Origin of the sequence: Aquabacterium sp. (assembly GCF_036273115.1) — a bacterium.
In the GTDB taxonomy this organism is placed as follows: domain Bacteria; phylum Pseudomonadota; class Gammaproteobacteria; order Burkholderiales; family Burkholderiaceae_C; genus Aquabacterium.
In genome coordinates this window covers 115382-132076 of the sequence record NZ_DASUIN010000019.1, presented here as the reverse complement: position 1 = coordinate 132076, position 16695 = coordinate 115382, and the positions used below count along the sequence as shown (strand labels likewise).

At 61.2% G+C, this 16695-nt stretch carries 20 protein-coding genes; 6 read left to right on the top strand and 14 right to left on the bottom strand.

Annotated features, from left to right (window positions below):
- Nucleotides 1–76: 76 nt before the first annotated feature.
- From fliE to bamC, 5 genes are all read left to right on the top strand, one after another.
- Nucleotides 77–427, top strand: coding sequence for a flagellar hook-basal body complex protein FliE (gene fliE / locus VFW72_RS07560; RefSeq protein ID WP_329673672.1), 351 nt, complete (start codon nucleotides 77–79; stop codon nucleotides 425–427).
- Between the two features lie 9 nt (nucleotides 428–436).
- Nucleotides 437–1699, top strand: coding sequence for an MFS transporter (locus VFW72_RS07555; protein ID WP_329673671.1), 1263 nt, complete (start codon nucleotides 437–439; stop codon nucleotides 1697–1699).
- Nucleotides 1696–1833 (top strand): hypothetical protein, encoded by a 138-nt coding sequence (locus VFW72_RS07550; RefSeq protein WP_329673670.1) that lies wholly within the window; start codon nucleotides 1696–1698, stop codon nucleotides 1831–1833. Before VFW72_RS07555 ends, VFW72_RS07550 begins: the two co-directional genes overlap by 4 nt.
- Nucleotides 1834–1865: 32 nt before the next feature.
- Nucleotides 1866–2747: a 4-hydroxy-tetrahydrodipicolinate synthase gene (dapA, locus tag VFW72_RS07545; protein ID WP_329673669.1), complete on the top strand. Its 882-nt coding sequence runs from the start codon at nucleotides 1866–1868 to the stop codon at nucleotides 2745–2747.
- Nucleotides 2748–2833: 86 nt separating this feature from the next.
- Nucleotides 2834–3967 carry an outer membrane protein assembly factor BamC gene (gene bamC, locus VFW72_RS07540; protein ID WP_329673668.1) on the top strand — a complete coding sequence of 378 codons (1134 nt, stop codon included), beginning with the start codon at nucleotides 2834–2836 and terminating at the stop codon, nucleotides 3965–3967.
- A 183-nt stretch (nucleotides 3968–4150) separates the two neighbouring features.
- Here bamC and VFW72_RS07535 read toward each other — a convergent pair whose 3' ends face one another.
- From VFW72_RS07535 to VFW72_RS07525, 3 genes are all read right to left on the bottom strand, one after another.
- Nucleotides 4151–4363 (bottom strand): hypothetical protein, encoded by a 213-nt coding sequence (locus tag VFW72_RS07535; RefSeq protein WP_329673667.1) that lies wholly within the window; start codon nucleotides 4361–4363, stop codon nucleotides 4151–4153.
- Between the two features lie 163 nt (nucleotides 4364–4526).
- On the bottom strand, nucleotides 4527–5018 hold the full coding sequence (locus tag VFW72_RS07530; RefSeq protein ID WP_329673666.1) for a hypothetical protein: 492 nt from the start codon (nucleotides 5016–5018) through the stop codon (nucleotides 4527–4529).
- 31 nt (nucleotides 5019–5049) lie between these two features.
- Nucleotides 5050–6192, bottom strand: a complete 1143-nt coding sequence (locus VFW72_RS07525) for a JmjC domain-containing protein (RefSeq protein WP_329673737.1) — start codon at nucleotides 6190–6192, stop codon at nucleotides 5050–5052.
- 152 nt (nucleotides 6193–6344) lie between these two features.
- Here VFW72_RS07525 and VFW72_RS07520 point away from each other — a divergent pair, with 152 nt between their 5' ends.
- On the top strand, nucleotides 6345–6866 hold the full coding sequence (locus VFW72_RS07520; RefSeq protein ID WP_329673665.1) for a peptidylprolyl isomerase: 522 nt from the start codon (nucleotides 6345–6347) through the stop codon (nucleotides 6864–6866).
- Between the two features lie 40 nt (nucleotides 6867–6906).
- On the opposite strand, the gene dut is transcribed toward VFW72_RS07520, so the two are convergent.
- The 11 genes from dut to VFW72_RS07465 form a co-directional block, all read right to left on the bottom strand.
- Entirely contained in the window at nucleotides 6907–7356 is a 450-nt protein-coding gene (gene dut, locus VFW72_RS07515; protein ID WP_329673664.1) for a dUTP diphosphatase, read from the bottom strand.
- Complete coding sequence (coaBC, locus tag VFW72_RS07510; protein WP_329673663.1) at nucleotides 7353–8609, bottom strand: bifunctional phosphopantothenoylcysteine decarboxylase/phosphopantothenate--cysteine ligase CoaBC; 1257 nt, start codon at nucleotides 8607–8609, stop codon at nucleotides 7353–7355. Before coaBC ends, dut begins: the two co-directional genes overlap by 4 nt.
- A 41-nt stretch (nucleotides 8610–8650) precedes the next feature.
- Nucleotides 8651–9700, bottom strand: a complete 1050-nt coding sequence (locus tag VFW72_RS07505; protein ID WP_329673662.1) for a helix-turn-helix domain-containing protein — start codon at nucleotides 9698–9700, stop codon at nucleotides 8651–8653.
- A 501-nt stretch (nucleotides 9701–10201) separates the two neighbouring features.
- The gene (locus VFW72_RS07500) at nucleotides 10202–11254 is read right to left on the bottom strand and encodes a helix-turn-helix transcriptional regulator (RefSeq protein ID WP_329673661.1); all 1053 of its coding nucleotides are present in this window, start codon (nucleotides 11252–11254) and stop codon (nucleotides 10202–10204) included.
- A gap of 73 nt (nucleotides 11255–11327) precedes the next feature.
- Nucleotides 11328–12215 carry a metal-dependent hydrolase gene (locus VFW72_RS07495; RefSeq protein WP_329673660.1) on the bottom strand — a complete coding sequence of 296 codons (888 nt, stop codon included), beginning with the start codon at nucleotides 12213–12215 and terminating at the stop codon, nucleotides 11328–11330.
- Nucleotides 12216–12329: 114 nt separating this feature from the next.
- Nucleotides 12330–12764 carry a hypothetical protein gene (locus VFW72_RS07490; RefSeq protein WP_329673659.1) on the bottom strand — a complete coding sequence of 145 codons (435 nt, stop codon included), beginning with the start codon at nucleotides 12762–12764 and terminating at the stop codon, nucleotides 12330–12332.
- 15 nt (nucleotides 12765–12779) lie between these two features.
- Complete coding sequence (locus tag VFW72_RS07485) at nucleotides 12780–13679, bottom strand: type II secretion system protein (protein ID WP_329673658.1); 900 nt, start codon at nucleotides 13677–13679, stop codon at nucleotides 12780–12782.
- A gap of 9 nt (nucleotides 13680–13688) precedes the next feature.
- Entirely contained in the window at nucleotides 13689–14267 is a 579-nt protein-coding gene (locus VFW72_RS07480) for a type II secretion system protein (protein ID WP_329673657.1), read from the bottom strand.
- A gap of 20 nt (nucleotides 14268–14287) precedes the next feature.
- Nucleotides 14288–14755: a pilus assembly FimT family protein gene (locus VFW72_RS07475; protein WP_329673656.1), complete on the bottom strand. Its 468-nt coding sequence runs from the start codon at nucleotides 14753–14755 to the stop codon at nucleotides 14288–14290.
- Between the two features lie 5 nt (nucleotides 14756–14760).
- The gene (locus VFW72_RS07470; RefSeq protein ID WP_329673655.1) at nucleotides 14761–15327 is read right to left on the bottom strand and encodes a type II secretion system protein; all 567 of its coding nucleotides are present in this window, start codon (nucleotides 15325–15327) and stop codon (nucleotides 14761–14763) included.
- Nucleotides 15328–15471: 144 nt separating this feature from the next.
- Complete coding sequence (locus VFW72_RS07465; protein ID WP_329673654.1) at nucleotides 15472–16695, bottom strand: type II secretion system F family protein; 1224 nt, start codon at nucleotides 16693–16695, stop codon at nucleotides 15472–15474.

Here is a 16695-nt window from a genome sequence, read left to right as displayed (position 1 = left end):
GCCTATGAGTCAGGCGGAAGTCCGTAGAGTTGGCAACGTGATGAACTGAATCACGGCCCGACGGGATATCGTCACCATGGATGTCAAACTGAAGCCCTTTGATTTCGCCCAAGCCGCCGCCAAGGCTGGCATGGCCGATGTCGCCCAGCGCGTTCAGGCCAAGATCCGCCAGGAAGGTGTCGGCAACTCGGGTGCAGTCGAAAAACCCAGCTTCCAGTCGTCTTTTGCCAATGCCCTGGGGTCCATCAGCGCCGCTCAGCAAAAGGCCACCGTGATGCAACGGGAAGTCCAGTTCGACAACCCCACCGTCAGCCTGGAAGAAACCATGATCGCCATGCAAAAGGCGCAGCTGGGCTTCCAGTCGGCTGTTCAAGTCCGCAACAAGCTGGTTCAGGCATACACCGATATCATGAACATGCAGATCTGAACTGCATTCATGACGGGCCACGCGCCCACCCGCCTCATGCCCCATTCCGACCGTGTCCTGCCCACTGGGCAGCTGCTGCTTTGCGGTGCCCTCATCGTCACCCTGTCCATGGGCATTCGCCATGGCTTTGGTCTGTGGCTGCAACCGATCACCAGCGCCCATGGCTGGAGCCGGGAAACCTATTCCATCGCCCTGGCCATTCAGAACCTGGTCTGGGGGGCATCAGGTCCGCTCATTGGCTGGTGGGCCGACCGCCAAGGTGCCCTCAAAGTCATCTGGACCGGTGGGCTGCTGTATGCACTCGGGCTGGTCGGCATGGCCCTGTCGTCATCCCCTCTGGTGTTCACACTGTCGACCGGGCTGACCATCGGCCTGGCGCAGGCTTGCAGCACCTACTCGGTCATCTACGGCGTGCTCGGGCGCCACATCGCCCCTGAAAAGCGATCCATGGCCATGGGCATCACCGGGGCGGCCGGCTCGTTCGGACAGTTCCTGATGGTGCCTCTGGCCAGTTGGCTGATCCAGCACCTCGGCTGGAGCCTCGCCCTGTTGGCTCTGGCCACCTCAGCTTTGCTGATGCTGCCAGTGGCTTTCGGACTGCATGATCGACCTCAGGCATCACCTCCGTCAAATGGAGAGGTCAACCCGCTTAACACCTCACAAGCTCTGCGACATGCGTTTTCGCATCGTGGATACCTGTTGTTGATGGCGGGCTACTTCGTCTGCGGCTTCCAACTGGCCTTCATCGGCATTCACCTGCCCAGCTACCTGCGCGACATCCAATTGCCCCCAGACAGCGCCACCACCGCCCTGGCGCTGATCGGTCTGTTCAACGTCATCGGCACCTACGCCACCGGGGCCCTGGGTCAACGCTGGCGTAAATCGTGGATCCTCTCCGCCATCTATGCCCTGCGCGCCCTGGCCATTGCGCTGTTTGTGCTCGTCCCTGCGTCGCCTTGGTCAGTGGCGGTGTTTGCCTCGGTCATGGGCGCTTTATGGCTGTCTACCGTGCCGCCCACCAACGCCATCGTGGCGCAACTCATGGGTGTCCGACACCTGTCGATGCTGGGTGGACTGGTCTTCTTCTCCCACCAGATCGGCTCGTTCACAGGCGTCTGGCTGGGTGGCTATCTGTATGACCTCTCAGGCAGCTACATGCCCGTTTGGTGGCTGGCTGCCGCACTCGGCGTGGTGGCGGCCTTGCTGAACCTGCCGGTGCGAGAAGACCAGGCTCAGCGTGAACCTCACCACCTTCTCCCTCAACGCACATGAGCCGCACGCCCCGCCCACATCGCAAAATCTGGCTGTATCTGGCTGCCACCGTGGTGTTGACCGTGGTTTTCCTGGCGTACTTTCAGGCCGGACTCATTCTGGATCTCGCCAACTTCCTGTGGCGCTGCGCCTGACTGGGTAGAATTGACAGATTGAAGGAATCAAGATGAAACCTATTCTTGGCAGCATCGTTGCACTGATCACCCCCCTCCACCCAGACGGCAGCGTCGATTACGACACCCTGCGCAAGCTGGTTGACTGGCACATCGCCGAAGGCACCAACTGCATTGGCGTGGTTGGCACCACCGGTGAATCGCCCACCGTCTCGGTCGAGGAACATTGCGAAATCATCCGCGTCGCGGTTGAACAGGCCGCTGGCCGCGTCCCCATCATGGCCGGCTGCGGCGCCAACTGCACCCGTGAAGCCATCGAGCTGACCGAATACGCCAAGAAAGTCGGCGCCGACTGCACCCTGCAGGTTGTGCCCTACTACAACAAGCCCACCCAAGAAGGCATCTACCAGCACTTCAAAGCCATCGCCGAAGCGGTAGACATCCCTATGGTGCTGTACAACGTGCCTGGGCGTACCGTGGCCGACATGACCCCGGAAACCGCCCTGCGTCTGGCCCAGTTGCCCGGCATCATCGGCATCAAGGAAGCCACCGGCAACCTTGACCGCGCAGCCTGGCTGATCAAGCAAGCGCCCAAGGGCTTCCACATCTACTCGGGTGACGACCCCACTGCGGTTCATCTGATCATGATGGGTGGCCACGGCAACGTCAGCGTCACCGCCAACGTGGCGCCCAAGGCCATGGCCGACATGTGTGCCGCAGCCCTGGAAAAAGACGCTCGCCGCGCAATCGACCTGCACATGCACCTGTTGCCTCTGCACAAGCAGTTGTTCGTCGAGCCCAACCCGATCCCCGTCAAGTGGGCCCTGGCACGCATGGGCAAAGCAGGCGGAACCTTGCGCCTGCCTCTGACTCCATTGTCAGAGTCGGCGCAAAGCGTTGTGGAAAACGCGCTGCGCGAAACCGGCGTTCTCTGATCTCGCCTTCTGTGGACGTGGCAGCCCTGGCTGCCACGCTGCACCCTTATCGCTCATTCCGCCTCTCGCGTTCGGATTCAATACCCATGTCGATCAAGTCTCGTCGCCAGACCAGCGCAGTTCTGAGCGCACTCACCGTCGGCAGCACCCTGCTGGCAGGCTGCTCCTCCACCGGCCCCTCTATCCTGGGCGAGAAGGTGGACTACCGCACCGCGGGCTCCAAAGTGGTGTCGCTCGACGTTCCGCCTGACCTGAGCAAACTGCCGGGCCAGTCGCGTTATGGCCAGATTTCGCCCGCAATCGTGTCGGCCAACAGCCTCAACTCGCCAGTCGCGGCACAAAGCAACGCTGCGGTGGCGCCGGGCCAGCTGGGCAACGTCAAACTGGAACGTGATGGACAAACCCGCTGGCTGTCTGTTTCGGCGTCGCCCGATCAGATCTGGGACGCCGTGCGCCAGTTCTGGATCGATGCGGGCTTCACCCTTGAGGTTGATCAGCCTGCCGCTGGCTTGATGGAAACCAACTGGGCTGAGAACCGTGCCAAGCTGCCTCAAGACATCGTCCGCCGGACCCTGGGTTCGGTTGTCGGTTCGCTGTACGACACCGGTGAACGCGACCAGTACAAGGTGCGCATCGAGCGCAGCAGCAAGGGCAGCGAAATCTACGTGACCCACCGCGGCGTGGTGGAAGAGTACGTGGACAACCGCAAAGACCAGACTCGTTGGATGCCCCGCACCGACAAGGCGCTGGAATCGGAAATGATCGCGCGTTTGATGCTGCGCCTGGGCGCCAGCAAGGACGATGCTGACCAAGCTCGCCAAGTGGCTGCACCAGACACCAAATCACGTGGTTCGGCCTACGCACCCGTGCGACTGACCGACAACCAGGCCGGCTTGTCAGTTGACGACGACTTCGACACCGTCTGGCGTCGGGTCGGCCTGGCATTGGACCGCGCAGGCTACACCATTGAAAACCGCGACCGCACCCAGGGCCAGTACGAAGTGCGTCTGCCTGGCGATACCGGCGAAAAACCAAAGGTTGGGTTCTGGGCTGGCTTGTTCGGCGCCAAACCGGCTGACACAGCCCCCATCAAGCATCGCGTCCTGGTTCAGGGTAGCGGCACCCAGACCGCCATCAAGATCGTCGATCAGCAAGGCCAGGTACAAAGTTCGGCTGTGGCCCAGCGCATTGCCAAAGACCTGTTCAACGAATTGATGTAAGCCCGATCGGCTTCCAAAAACAAAACCCGGCTCAGGCCGGGTTTTTTCATCGCGTTCCCGCTCGCGGTCAGCGAGAATCGGGCCTGACTGCACACTAAGACACACAAAGCGCAGGGACCTCGCGTCAGGGCATAAAAAAAGCCGCCCCAGAGGGCGGCCTTTTCGCTAAGCTGCGATCGAAGATTACTTCGAAGCGGCTTCCGAAGCAGCAGGAGCAGCGTCCGAAGCGGCCGAAGCAGCTTCCGAAGCGGCAGGAGCAGCTTCCGAAGCAGCAGGAGCGGCGGAAGCAGCTTCCGAAGCGGCGGATGCGGGTTCAGCAGCGGGTTCTTCTTTCTTACCGCAAGCGGCCAGGGCCATGGCAGCGATCAGCGAAGCCAGCAGGAGCGACTTTTTCATGCTTGTGTCCTCAAAAGGAGTGTCAAAAAACCGGGGTATATGGAACTATGTGCAAAGCCCACAGTCCCATAAGTGATACGAGACGAGGGCAGAGGATGCATAGCAACTTTTTATGGGTTGCTCCACATTCAGCCATCGATTGTACAACACCGCGGGCATATCCCTATAAGCCCAGAGTGGTGACCGGTAGCGCTTCGTGAGATCGTTGCGAAATTACGTCAATTTCTGACAACCATTCGCGCAACGTGGCGGGGTCTCGTGTCCAGACTCCCGCACCAGACTTCAGGTCCATGACCCGAATGCCCAACCGTCCCTTCAAGATGAAGGTTGGCAACATACCCGCCACGGAGTCCTCTGGGACCACACGGCATTTGACCCGGTGCCCCCAGGGCTGACGCCATTTGAGCCACCGGGAATGCAGCCTTGGCATGGCGTCGAAGTGCACCGCCAGCATGAGGCACTGCGTGGCACTGCTGGCCATGACCCATTGATGAAAAGCCTCGACCATGCTGGCCGAACTCAGAGGCCAGTGGGCAAAGTCGACATCACAGAAACACAGATCGGCAGGATCGACCGCCGCCATGGCCATACCGGCCGCCAGGCGGTCTTGAAACGACAGCCATCCATCAAATCGACCCGACAACGCCTCTGTCATTTCTGCCCTCCTGCCCTACTCTTGCCTCGCATCACCCCTCGGGGTGCAACCAACCATCGTCGACCCACTGCTCGAGCAGACCACGCACCGCATCACTGACCTTGGCCACGCGAGCCGCGGACAGCCGGCGTTGATCAGCCAGTTCGCGCAAGACACGGGCGTCGGCGCCTGCGGCGCGCCACGACTCGCCATTGGCATAGATGCAGTGATCGTCGTACATCATCCGGGTTTTGGCATCCAGAACCACCCCAACCCCATCAGCAAGCGGCTCAGCCCCCAGGTCGAACCAGACGCGAGGCTTCGGTTCCGTCAGCATTTCACCCAGCGCCGTGTTCAGCGATTGCGGATCTTTCAAGGCACGCGCCACGGCCTCAGCCGCAAACGCCTGCAAGCCGGGGGGGATACGCCCTGGCTCCGCTGTGGCCAACTGCTTGGGGTCTTTGTAGAGACGCGGCGGGTCTTCACACTCCAGCGTCTCACCCACGCGAATGAGCACATCGCGGGTCAGTTCGCTGGTCTCCGGCACACGGAAACCAACCGAGCAGGTCATGCACTCGCCCTCGGCAATGCCGTCGTGCCCCCAGCGAGGAGGCAGGTACAGCATGTCGCCTGGCTCCAGCACGTACTCTTCGGTTGGCTGGAAGTTCGCCAGAATCTTCACCGGCATATCAGGCAGCAAGGTGGGGTCATCGATCGGACCGATACGCCAGCGGCGCTTGCCATGCACCTGCAGCAGAAATACGTCATACGAGTCGTAATGCGGGCCGACGCCACCGCCATCGCTGGCATAGGAAATCATCAGATCGTCCAGGCGCGCATCGGGTACGAAGCGAAACTGTTTAAGCAACTCGTGCGCAGCGGGCACATGCAAGTCCAGCCCCTGCACCAGCAAAGTCCAGCGAGGCTGAGCCAGCTTGGGAATGCGAGTGCGTGCAATCGGACCATGATGCAAAGCCCATGCGGGCGCTTTCTTACCGGTACCACCTTGCACGATCAGGCGCGACTCCACATCGTCTTGCCCGGCCAGATCAAACAAGGCAGGCCGACTGAGCGGTGGCTGCACACCCGGCACGGCCTGGCGAATGAGCAACGGCTTTTTCTGCCAATGCTTGCGCATGAAGGTTTGTGGCGAGAGGCCGCCAAGCAGAGCCCATGGCTGATCCAGCTCGGGCATGACTGACGACGAGGCTGCACGCGAAGCGCCAGCCGAACTGTTCTTGTTTCGGGGTGCGGATTTCATGCCGCCATTGTGGGGCCACTGCGATGCACATGAACATGAACATGATGGGGCTCAAGGAGCGCAGCTCATGAGATGATTCGCCCATCATGATGATCTCCTCTCCCTGCGTCGTCAGCCTGACCTGGCGACTCGAGGACGCTCAAGGCGTCCTGATTGACGAACTGACCGAGCCGATGGAATTCCTGGTGGGTGGCGAAGACTTGCTGCCCAAGGTGGAATCCACACTGATGGGTCAGACCACCGGTTTCGAAGCGCAATTGAAGCTGGAGCCCGAAGAGGCTTTTGGCGATTACGACGCCCAGTTGGTGTTCTTTGAGGCGCGCACTCTGTTTCCCGAAGAGGTGTCAGAGGGCATGCAATTCGAAGGCCCCCCCGAGGGCGCAGCCACACCCGATATGCCCAAGGACGTGATCTACACCGTCACTGAGGTGTACGACAGCCACGTGGTGCTGGACGGCAACCACCCGCTGGCCGGCATTGGCCTGCGTCTGTCGTTCAAGGTGCTGGATGTGCGCACAGCCACCACCGAAGAGGTGGAACAGGGCTCGGTGGGCGAAGCCCCGTTCGTGCTGGGCATGGGTGCACCACCCAACGAAACCCTGCACTGAAATCAGAACCTGCTGTGCCGCGGGGTGCCCCGCGGCTCGTTCAGCCGCGCCCCGTTGAGCCGAAGCCGCCTTCGCCTCGCTCAGAGGCTTCGAACGAGTCGACCTGACGGAATGTGGCCTGCACCACCGGCACGATCACCAGTTGCGCAATGCGCTCCATGGGCTGCACGGTGAAGGCGGCGTTGCCACGGTTCCAGCAACTGACCATCAGAGGACCCTGGTAGTCAGAGTCAATCAAGCCGACCAGGTTGCCCAACACGATGCCGTGTTTATGCCCGAGCCCAGAGCGCGGCAGGATCATGGCCGCCAGGCCCGGATCCCCCAGGTGCATTGACAGCCCTGTGGGAATCAGCTGAGCCTGCCCCGGCTCAAGCACCAGCGGCTCGTCCAGGCAGGCACGTAGATCGAGACCGGCACTGCCGGGCGTGGCATAGGCGGGCAAGCTGTCGGCCATGCGGGCGTCCAGCACTTTGATGTCTACAGTGGTCATGATGGGTTGACTTGAGGGTGGCCGGCCAGGCGCTTGGCCAACTCCAGCATCAGGGCACGCGCGAGCGTGAGTTTGTCAGTGGCCTTGCCGTCATTGGGCAAAGCATGATGCGACTGGGCATCGACAACGAGCAAGGCGTTATCGTCTCGGCCAAAGGTGGCCGGCCCCAGGTTGCCGATGATGAGCGGGATTTGCTTGCGCTGCAGCTTGGCACGTGCGTGCGCCAGCAGTTGCTCACTTTCGGCGGCAAAGCCCACGCAGTACGGCGTACCGCCGGCTGCATTGGCCCGCTGCGCGACTGCGGCCAGGATGTCGGGGTTTTCGGTGAGTTCGAAGGTGGGAGCGACCTTCTTGCCCTCTTTTTTGATCTTGTGTTCGGCCAGTGTCGCGGGTCGCCAATCGGCTACCGCCGCGGTCGCAATGAACACGTCGCTTTGCGCTGCCAACGGCAGCACGGCGTCGTGCATCTCACGCGCAGTCATGACGTTGGTACGCCTCACCCCACGAGGGGTGGGCAAGTGCACCGGACCAGCAATGAGTTCAACCTGGGCACCCGCTTCCCGCGCGGCGCGTGCCAGGGCGAAGCCCATTTTGCCGCTGGAGTGGTTGGTGATGCCGCGCACCGGGTCGATGGGCTCGAAAGTGGGACCCGCTGTGATCAGAAGCCGCTTGCCTTGCAACACCTTGGGCGCCAAGGCAGCCACGATGTCTTCGAGCAATTCCTCGGGTTCAAGCATGCGGCCATCGCCCACTTCGCCACAGGCCTGGTCACCGGCACCGGGCCCCAGGATGACAGTGCCGTCAGCCTGCAGTTGAGCCACGTTGCGCTGGGTGGCCGGATGGGCCCACATTTCGCGGTTCATGGCCGGCGCCACCAACAGTGCGCAGGTTTCACGTGGTCGGGCCAGACAGGTCAGGCTGAGGAGCTCGTCTGCCCTGCCCTGCGCCAGCTTGGCCATGAAATCGGCACTGGCGGGCGCGATCACGATCACGTCGGCTTCGCGGCCGGCGTTGATATGGGCCATGTTGTTGGGCTCGCGGGCGTCCCACTGGCTCATGAGAACCGGGCGCCCCGACAGGGCCTGCATGGTCACAGGGGTGATGAAGGCTGCCGCAGCTTCGGTCATGATGACCTGCACCGTGGCCCCAGCCTTGGTCAGCAGGCGAACCAGCTCGGCGGACTTGTAGCAGGCAATGCCGCCAGTCAGACCGAGCAGGACGTGCCTGCCATGGAGATCTTTGCGTTCAGACATGGCTGGCAACTCTACCAGCCAATTGCCATCCCATCAGAGGGTCAGGCCGCAGCGGCCGAGCTGCCGTTGTTGCTAGCCAGCTGATTACGGAAAACGCTGGGGGAGACGCCCGTCCAGCGCTTGAAAGCAAAGGTGAAGGCCCGACGGTCGCTGAAGCCCAGTTCGTCACTGATGGACTCCATGCTCATGGCGCGTCGGCGCAGCATGGTCTTGGCGCGATAGAGCTTGGCTTCAGATTGAATGTCGACGAAGCGAACGCCTTCGGTCTGGAGGCGGCGCTGCAGCGTGCGTGGATGCAAGCCCAGCGCGGCTGCGGTGGCTTCCAGGCCCTCGCGCAGCAGTTCAGGACGGCGCTCCAGAGCCCAGCGCACGTCGTCAACGATGCGGCGGCCCCCCACCGCAACAGCCAAACGTTTTTCGATTTGCTGACGAGCCTGGCCGACGATGTCGGGAACCGCACCCTTGAGAGGCATGTCGAGCCAACGGCGGTCAACGACCAGCGCATCCACGCCTTCGTTAAAGGAGACGGGCACACCAAAGTGCGCCTCGAACTCCTGAGGCAGGCGGCCTTCGGGGCGCGGCTGGCTCAAGCGCACCGAGATCAGCCAGTTGGTTTGCTGGGTGACCCGGCGAACCAACTGGTGCAAGACAGCCAGAATGACCTCGCGCACGGGGGAGAACATCGGCAAGTGCCCTCCAGGGAATGGCAACTCGACGCGCAGGTGGGCCTCGGTGCCAAATTCGTCGAGACGCAGCATCATCCACGGGGCAATGAGGTCATGCGCCCAGCTGGCGGCCTCCAGAGCCTCGCGCAAGGTCGATGCGGAGTTGATGAAAGTCTCGAACTCGCCGAAAGCCTCGAAGACAAATACCTCACCCAGGACGAAGGGAAAGTAACGCCCTGTAGATTTTTCCACGCACAGTTGCAGCGCCTTGTGCAGGCCAAACGGCGACACGCTGCTCGGCGTCTTGGCAGAAATGCCTGCCTCGCGCATGACAGGGTCGAGCGCAAATCCGCAAATGTTTGCGGCTTGCGTCCAGCTGCTGATGGAGGGAAGTGGGACGGCGGTCAGGGCTTCAGGTTTCGTCATATGGGCACCACTCGAAACAAGTGAAGGTCGTTTTGAAACGTAAACAGGAAACGCGCGTACTCACTTAAACAGCTTCCGTTTACGGTCAAACATTCATTCAACGTTCTCAAGTGATAAATCTAGTCTTTCGGGACGAGACAGTCGTCCTGAAATACACCCACAAAAGGAATAAAACGCGAACAAACCACCTCATTAAGGGGGGGCTTGTCACGCACAAGACCGAGTGCTTACCCTATAAGCCCCCCCTTCTTGGACTAAGGCACGACACGCATTCCCAAGGAGAATCAATCTGTTACAGATGTTTCACACAAAAAAGGGCGGCTTGCACGACACATTCCTGCACACGCGTTTCGTGGCGTAAATTCACCCCCAGATTTGCCTGACACGCGTGATGCATGCATCACCCGAACGAGATACGAGAAACGATTAGCGGACTGAAAAAACAAAACAAAACGGAAAACACTTGTTTCCCAATTCAACCCAAAGACGAATGAGTCTCGATCAGGCCTGATCACGCCAAGCGCTGGGGGTGAGCCCTTCCCAACGCTTGAAAGCGGCCGTGAAGGCCCGTCGATCCGAAAACCCCAGCTTGGCGCTGATGTCGTCAATGGACAAGGCCCCCTGTCGGAGCCATTCGCAAGCCAGTCGATGGCGCATGCGAGCCTGGACGTTGAGGTAGCTGTCGTCCTCGTCCTTCAAGCGGCGCTGAAGCGTGCGGGGGTGCAGGCCGAGACGTTCGGCCATGTCTTCGATGCCCAGTTCGAGCAAGCCTGGATCTCGGCTGATCCACTCCTCCAGCTCAAACGCCATGCCTTGGCGACGTGCTTCCTTGTCCAGCCGCTGCTCGGCGAGTCGTTGCGCCTGTTCGTGCAAGACAGGAAAAGCGCCTTCGAGTGGCAAATCGAGCATGCGACTCTCGACGAGCATGGCGTAGGCAGGCCGGCCAAAATGAATGGGCACACCAAAGAAGGCCTGGAAGTGGTCGCCATAGCTGGGCCGCTCACCCGGTACCTCCACCGCGATGAATCCTTCTTCTGAGCCTTGAAGAGATCGCCCGAACTTGCGGACGCTGGCCAGCGCCGCCTCCAACACCAGATGCAGAGGCAGCTTTGCCGTCATGGAAGCGGGCAAGGCCAACTCAAAGCCGAGCTGGATACGGGCGACGTCGCCCTGCTCTATCAGCTCGATTCGCAACCAAGGCAAGATGACCTTGGCAGCCAGTTGGGCCACACGCAGGGCGTCACGCAGGCTGGGGCTGGTGGTGAGGAGGGTTTCAAACTCCGGTAGGGATTCGAATGCGAAGGTGTCGCCCAGCACGAAGGGAAAGTGCTTGTCGGGCGACAGGGCCACACTCTGCTCAAGCAAGGAGATGAGCTGCAATGGCGATACGCGCGCCTCTTCCAGTCTGATGAGGTCGACCTGAATTCCAGCCTGCTCGATGAGCGGCTGCACGTTGAACCCACATTTGGCGGCGGCCTTGATCCAGCTGGACAGCATGAACAGCGGAATGGGCCTGAGGCCTATGGCCCCCTGGACGAGCGACGACACGGACATAAAAGAATACGGCACGCTCACGATGAGCGTGCCGCAGTCTACCCAATGACGGAGGAGAGTCGCTTGGGATGAATCAGCGCGCCATGACGGTGCGCATGAATTCGCTGGCTTCCACCGGGTTGCGGGCCTTGGCAAACCCTTGCAGCCACTCTTCGTAGCCGGGTTGCTCGACTTCCTGCCAGGGGTGATAGTTGAGTTTGTAATAAGGCAGGTAGTGCTTGATGACCGGGGCAATGAAACCACCGGGCTTGAGCAGCCACCAGAAACCCTTGGCCGAAATCTTGAGCCGCTCGGTGAAGCTGAAGCCGTCGTGCTTGAGCATTTGGTGAACGAAGCGGTGCACCACGGCCGGGAACATGTAGGTGCAGTGCAGCAAGGCCGCAACCCGCTTGAAGTATCCGACGTGGGCGTAGTCCATCATGACGTCGTAGGCAACGCCCTTGTGTTCAACCTCTTCAATGGCGTGCCAGGCATACATGGCCCGAACATTCGGGTGGGCTTCGCCCATGATGTCGCGCTTATCGAACATGGCATGGGCGCTGATGGCGGTGAAATGCTCGAGTCCTGCGGTGATGGCCAGTGTGTATTCCCGGCTGAAGCGTGATCGGTACTTGTCGAACAAGAGGTTTTCCAGCCAGGCGGTCATGCCGTCCACGTCGACGCCTTGGGCGCGCAAACGCGCGTTGTACTGGTTGTGGACGATGGAGTGCTGGGCTTCCTGTCGGTTGAAGCCCTGGATGTCTGCCAGCAGCTTGGGGTCTCGGATGCGGTCACGGAAGTCGCGCACCGAGGTCATGAAAAACCGCTCGCCGGGCGGGAAGATGATCGACATCGCGTCAAAGAAGCGGGTTTTGAAGGGGTCGCCGCCAAACCAGTATTTGGGAATGTCTCCGTCCAGGCCGAAATCCAGGCGCTCGCGGGGAATGATCGGGTGCTGTTGGTTTGCGTTGGGGGTGTTCATGACAGAGCCAATTTTTGTAGCCATGGTCGCTACTTTAGAAACTGGCCCCCATTAGAAACAGGATGCTGGATGACAGCAAGGCATCGGGCGCGACACCCTCGGGTTAGCACGTACTTACCAAGTGCAAGCGGCTGGTACCGCCGTATTGCAGGCGGCCACCGCGGTCAGGCGCCGTTCCACATAGTTTGCCGGGCGCGCGGGGTTTGGGCACGCCCCAGCCGCAGCAGGCGAGCACGCCGTGACGGTGATGGCATAGGTGTATACCGTGCCGCCGTCGTTGTGTGCGGCAGCGGGTGTGCGAACACAGCTGATGGATGTCTGGACATTGCCCGTGGCGAACGGCACCAGCAGATTGGTGGCCGCTGCGCAGTTAGCAGTAGCGCGCAAGCGGTAGCGCTGCCACTCGAGCGCAGCTTCGGCGGCTCTTTGGGCTCGCTGCACTTGAACCTGCGCCGCCAGGTCGCCCTGCATGCCCGCCACAAAGCGCAGGGCAAAGCTGGTCATGCCCGCCAGCATGACTATGATCACAATCAGCAAGACCGATGACATGCCGCGCTGCTGCATTCAGGGCTCCCTCACGCCAATCTGGATCAGGCTTTCAACCTGCTCCGTGGGTTGACCCGCGACGGTGCGCTGCAAGGTCAAGCGAATCGAGGCGACTTGTTTGAGGCCCTGGGTGTACAGGTCGATGCGGCACCGCGTCACGCTGTCAGACAAGCGGGCTGTATTCTGGGCGCCAAATGCAACGGGCTGAGCGGCGAACACGCCATAGCCCCAGTGCTTGGTGAGCAGGCGCGTGCCTTCATTGCATTGATAGGTGACGGGTTGAGCCACCAGGTACACGCGCTTTGCGGCGCTGGCAGGTGGCGCAGGAAAGCTGGTGGGGTTGAATCGCAAGCCCACGTCATTGGGCCGATTCGCCCAGGCCGTCAGGCGCGACATCGACCCGTTCACCGCGAAGTTGTAGGGGTCGATGCCCAGGCCCATGATGGCCACGTAGTCGGTATTGGCCACGGGGTTCACGCCCGCTACCGCCAAGTTCAGCGGCCCCAGTGTGGTGAAACAGCTCTCGACGGCGCAGGCGGGGGCAAACGCGTTCGCATTGGTTGCTGCCGGGCACGCCGGGGTGGTGGCCGGGCAGTAGGCGGTTCCCCCCGGGGTGGTTCTATAGCGCGCTGAGGCACGCAACTCCAGATATTCCAGATAGCACGTGGTGCCAACACAGGTTCGGCGCAGGCTGCCGGGCATGGCCAAGCGCAGGTCATCAGCCAGCTTGGAACGAATCAAACTCATCTGTTCATTGAGTTCCACGCGGCGCTGGGCATCCACGTACGACTGCGCGGGCAAACTCAGCAGGGGCAGCATGACCACCGCCAACAAGCCCAGCACCGCCAGGCTGATGATCATTTCGACCAGCGTGAAGCCTTGTTGATCTGATGAGCAGGCAAGGTGTCGTGGCTGCATGGCTTGCTCTCAGAATTCGAACCGGTTCGGGGCATAGCGCACGCGCACCGCTTCCACGACGACGGGCGGCGTGTTGGCCAGATCAGGGCATCGCACGGTCACCGTAATGCGTACCGCATCGCCGGCGTTCACATTGACCATGGCCTGATTGGCCACAGCCACCGACAGACCGCAATTGGCCACCGTGGGCAGGACGGGCTGAATCAGGTTGTTGGCCGCATCACGCAAAGCGCCGGCCGCAATGGTGAAGCCGTTGTAGTCGTTGATGTTGTCAAAGCGGGTGGCGGCATTGGCACTGAAGCGCTGCTCGCCGGGTTCAGGGCCCATCAGTTCAGGTTGCCCAGCACAGCCTGCGGCATTGACAGCCACACCCGCATTCGCGTCATTGGGGTCGCAATAGGTAAAAGGCATGGCCTTGACCTCTTCCAGCAGGGCATTGGCCAGGGCCATGGCTTGCTGGTCGCGCAACGAGGCGGCAGACAGCTCAGCGCTGCGGGTGGACACCACCGTCAAGGTGGCCCCGGCAATGCCCAGCACCACGATGATGATGAGCAGCTCGACCAGGGTGAAACCCCGCTGGCGGCTCACAGGAGTCAGAGCCCGCCGCATCAGTAGACAAAACCGGTTTCCCGGTTGATCGTGACGGTGAGCGGAGCGGCCGCTGTGCCGACGGTGATCGTCTGGTCCACCGCATTGGGCACCAGTTGGCCGCGGCTGTTGAACTGCACCGTGTTGGCGCCACCCAGCACCACACCAGCGGGCAAATCGACAACTTTTGCGCTGCCACTGCCCGGTTCGACCACAGGGGTTCCAGCCAGCTGACAAGCGCCGGCTGCGTTGGCATAGACCAGCACGAACTGAATGGGCGTGCGCATGAAGCAGACCCGTTGATTTTGTGACGTGGCCACCTGGCGTGCCAGACGCAAGGTGGCCTTGAGTTCGTCACGGGTGATGACTTCGTCCTGTGACTGACGGTTGGTCAGTCTGGGAAGGGCCACTCCCGCCAGAAGGCCCATCACCACCATCACCATGATCAGTTCGACCAGCGTGAAGCCGGCCTGGCGGGATGGCTTCATTCAGATCAGCAACCAGCGGTGTTGGCTGCGTTGACAGGGCTGACCACAGGGGCAGCGCCCAGGGCGGCCGGAGCGGTGTAGGTGAAGAAGCAGGTGGCGGGGTTGGGCGCGCCCACGATGCTGACGGTCACGGTGGTGCCGGCTGCGTTCACGGTGTAGCCTTCGTCGCGCAAAGCCTGCGCATTCGGCACACCGGCACCGGGAGCCAAGCCGGCGGCAGCTACGATGCCATTGAGCGCAGGAGCAGGATACAGCGCGTTCACTGCGATACGGCCCTTATCGGTACACAGGTTGCCGTTACCGGTGGTGGCATTGATCAGCGGATTTGCAGGACCAGGGCCCAAATTCACCGGGCAAGGTGGCTGATTCACGCCCTGACGGGTCAGTGCCGAACCAAACACCATGGCCGAAGCGGCCGACACGGCGCCACGGGCCGCATTCAGCTTGGCAATGCGTGCGTCGCGCTGCATGTTGGTGAAGCGAGGCAAGGCCACGCTGGCCAGAATGCCCAGGATGACGATGACCACAATCAGTTCGATCATCGTGAAGCCGCGTTGGAACTTGGTTTTCATGGCAGATATTTCCATTTCTGGCGCCTCGCGCCTCAATGACGTGAATGCTTCACGCCGAACCTCGAACATGACTGTCCTGTCTCGCTTATCGACTCGACGCAGAAAGACTTGAATCCTTCACGCCAAGAATTCACACTTTTTTTGTTACTTGATGGCGGCTTTGCCCAGGTCCCACATGGGCAGGAACACGCCCAGGGCCAATACCAGCACCATGGCCCCCATCAGCACCAGCAAGATCGGCTCGATCTTCTGCGACAGGCCCTTGAGGCCGTATTCCATGTCGCGCTGGTACATCTGGCCAATTTCTTCCAGCATTTCACCCAAGGTGCCAGACTCTTCACCCACCATGATCATTTGCAGCACCAAAGGGGGGAAGACGCCGGAGCGCTGACTGGCTGTGAGCAGCGAATCGCCACGCTCGACCTGCGAACGCATAACCACCAAAGCCTGTGAAATGTGGGCGTTGTCGATGACCTGAGCCGACAAACTCAAACCTTGCACCACCGGGACACCACTGCGGAACACCAGGGCGAGGCTGCGCATGCCTTGCGCGAGCACCCCTTTTTCCACCAAATCCCCCACGATGGGCATGCGCAGCTTGGTGCGGTCCCAGCGCAAGCGCCCCAAGGTGGTCTTGAGGTATTGGCGCCAGCCCAACCATGCGAGTACGGCTCCACCGACCACAGCGGGCCACCATTTCAGCGTGAACTGGGATGTGGCCATCAAGATGCGCGTCATCAACGGCAACTCGGCATGCAGGCTCTCGAACACCTTGGCAAATGCCGGAATCACGAAAATGTTGATGATCGCAATGGCCACCACCATCGCCAGAACCACGAAGGTGGGATAGCGCAAGGCTGACTTCACCTGCTCCTTGATGTACTTCTGGAACTCAAGGTGCTCGAACAAGCCCAGGAACACCTCTTCCATGCGACCGGCGGATTCACCGATGCGCACCATGGCAATGTAGAACGGGTCAAACACATCCTCGCGGCGGCTCATGGCCTGCGACAGCTCCACCCCGCTTTCCAGCGCTTGTGCCAGCTCCGCGTACAGCTTTTTCAGGGCCTTCTGCTGGGTCGACACCTCCAGGCTGCGCAGGGCCCGAATGATGGGCACCCCCGCTTTGGTGAGGGTGTAGAACTGACGCGTGAACATCAGCAACTCCAGCGCCGAGACCTTGTCGCTGCCCAGCAGTCGACTGATGACCTCCGAGGCCTGCTGCACTTGCGGCACCTCGGTGATCGACACCGGCGTGATGCCGGTCTGGGTCAGCGTGTCGACCACATTGGCCACACTGGCGGCCTCAATCCGCCCCTCAACGGGCTCCCGGTTGGCGTTGCGGCCGTAGTAGGCGAATTGCGGCAT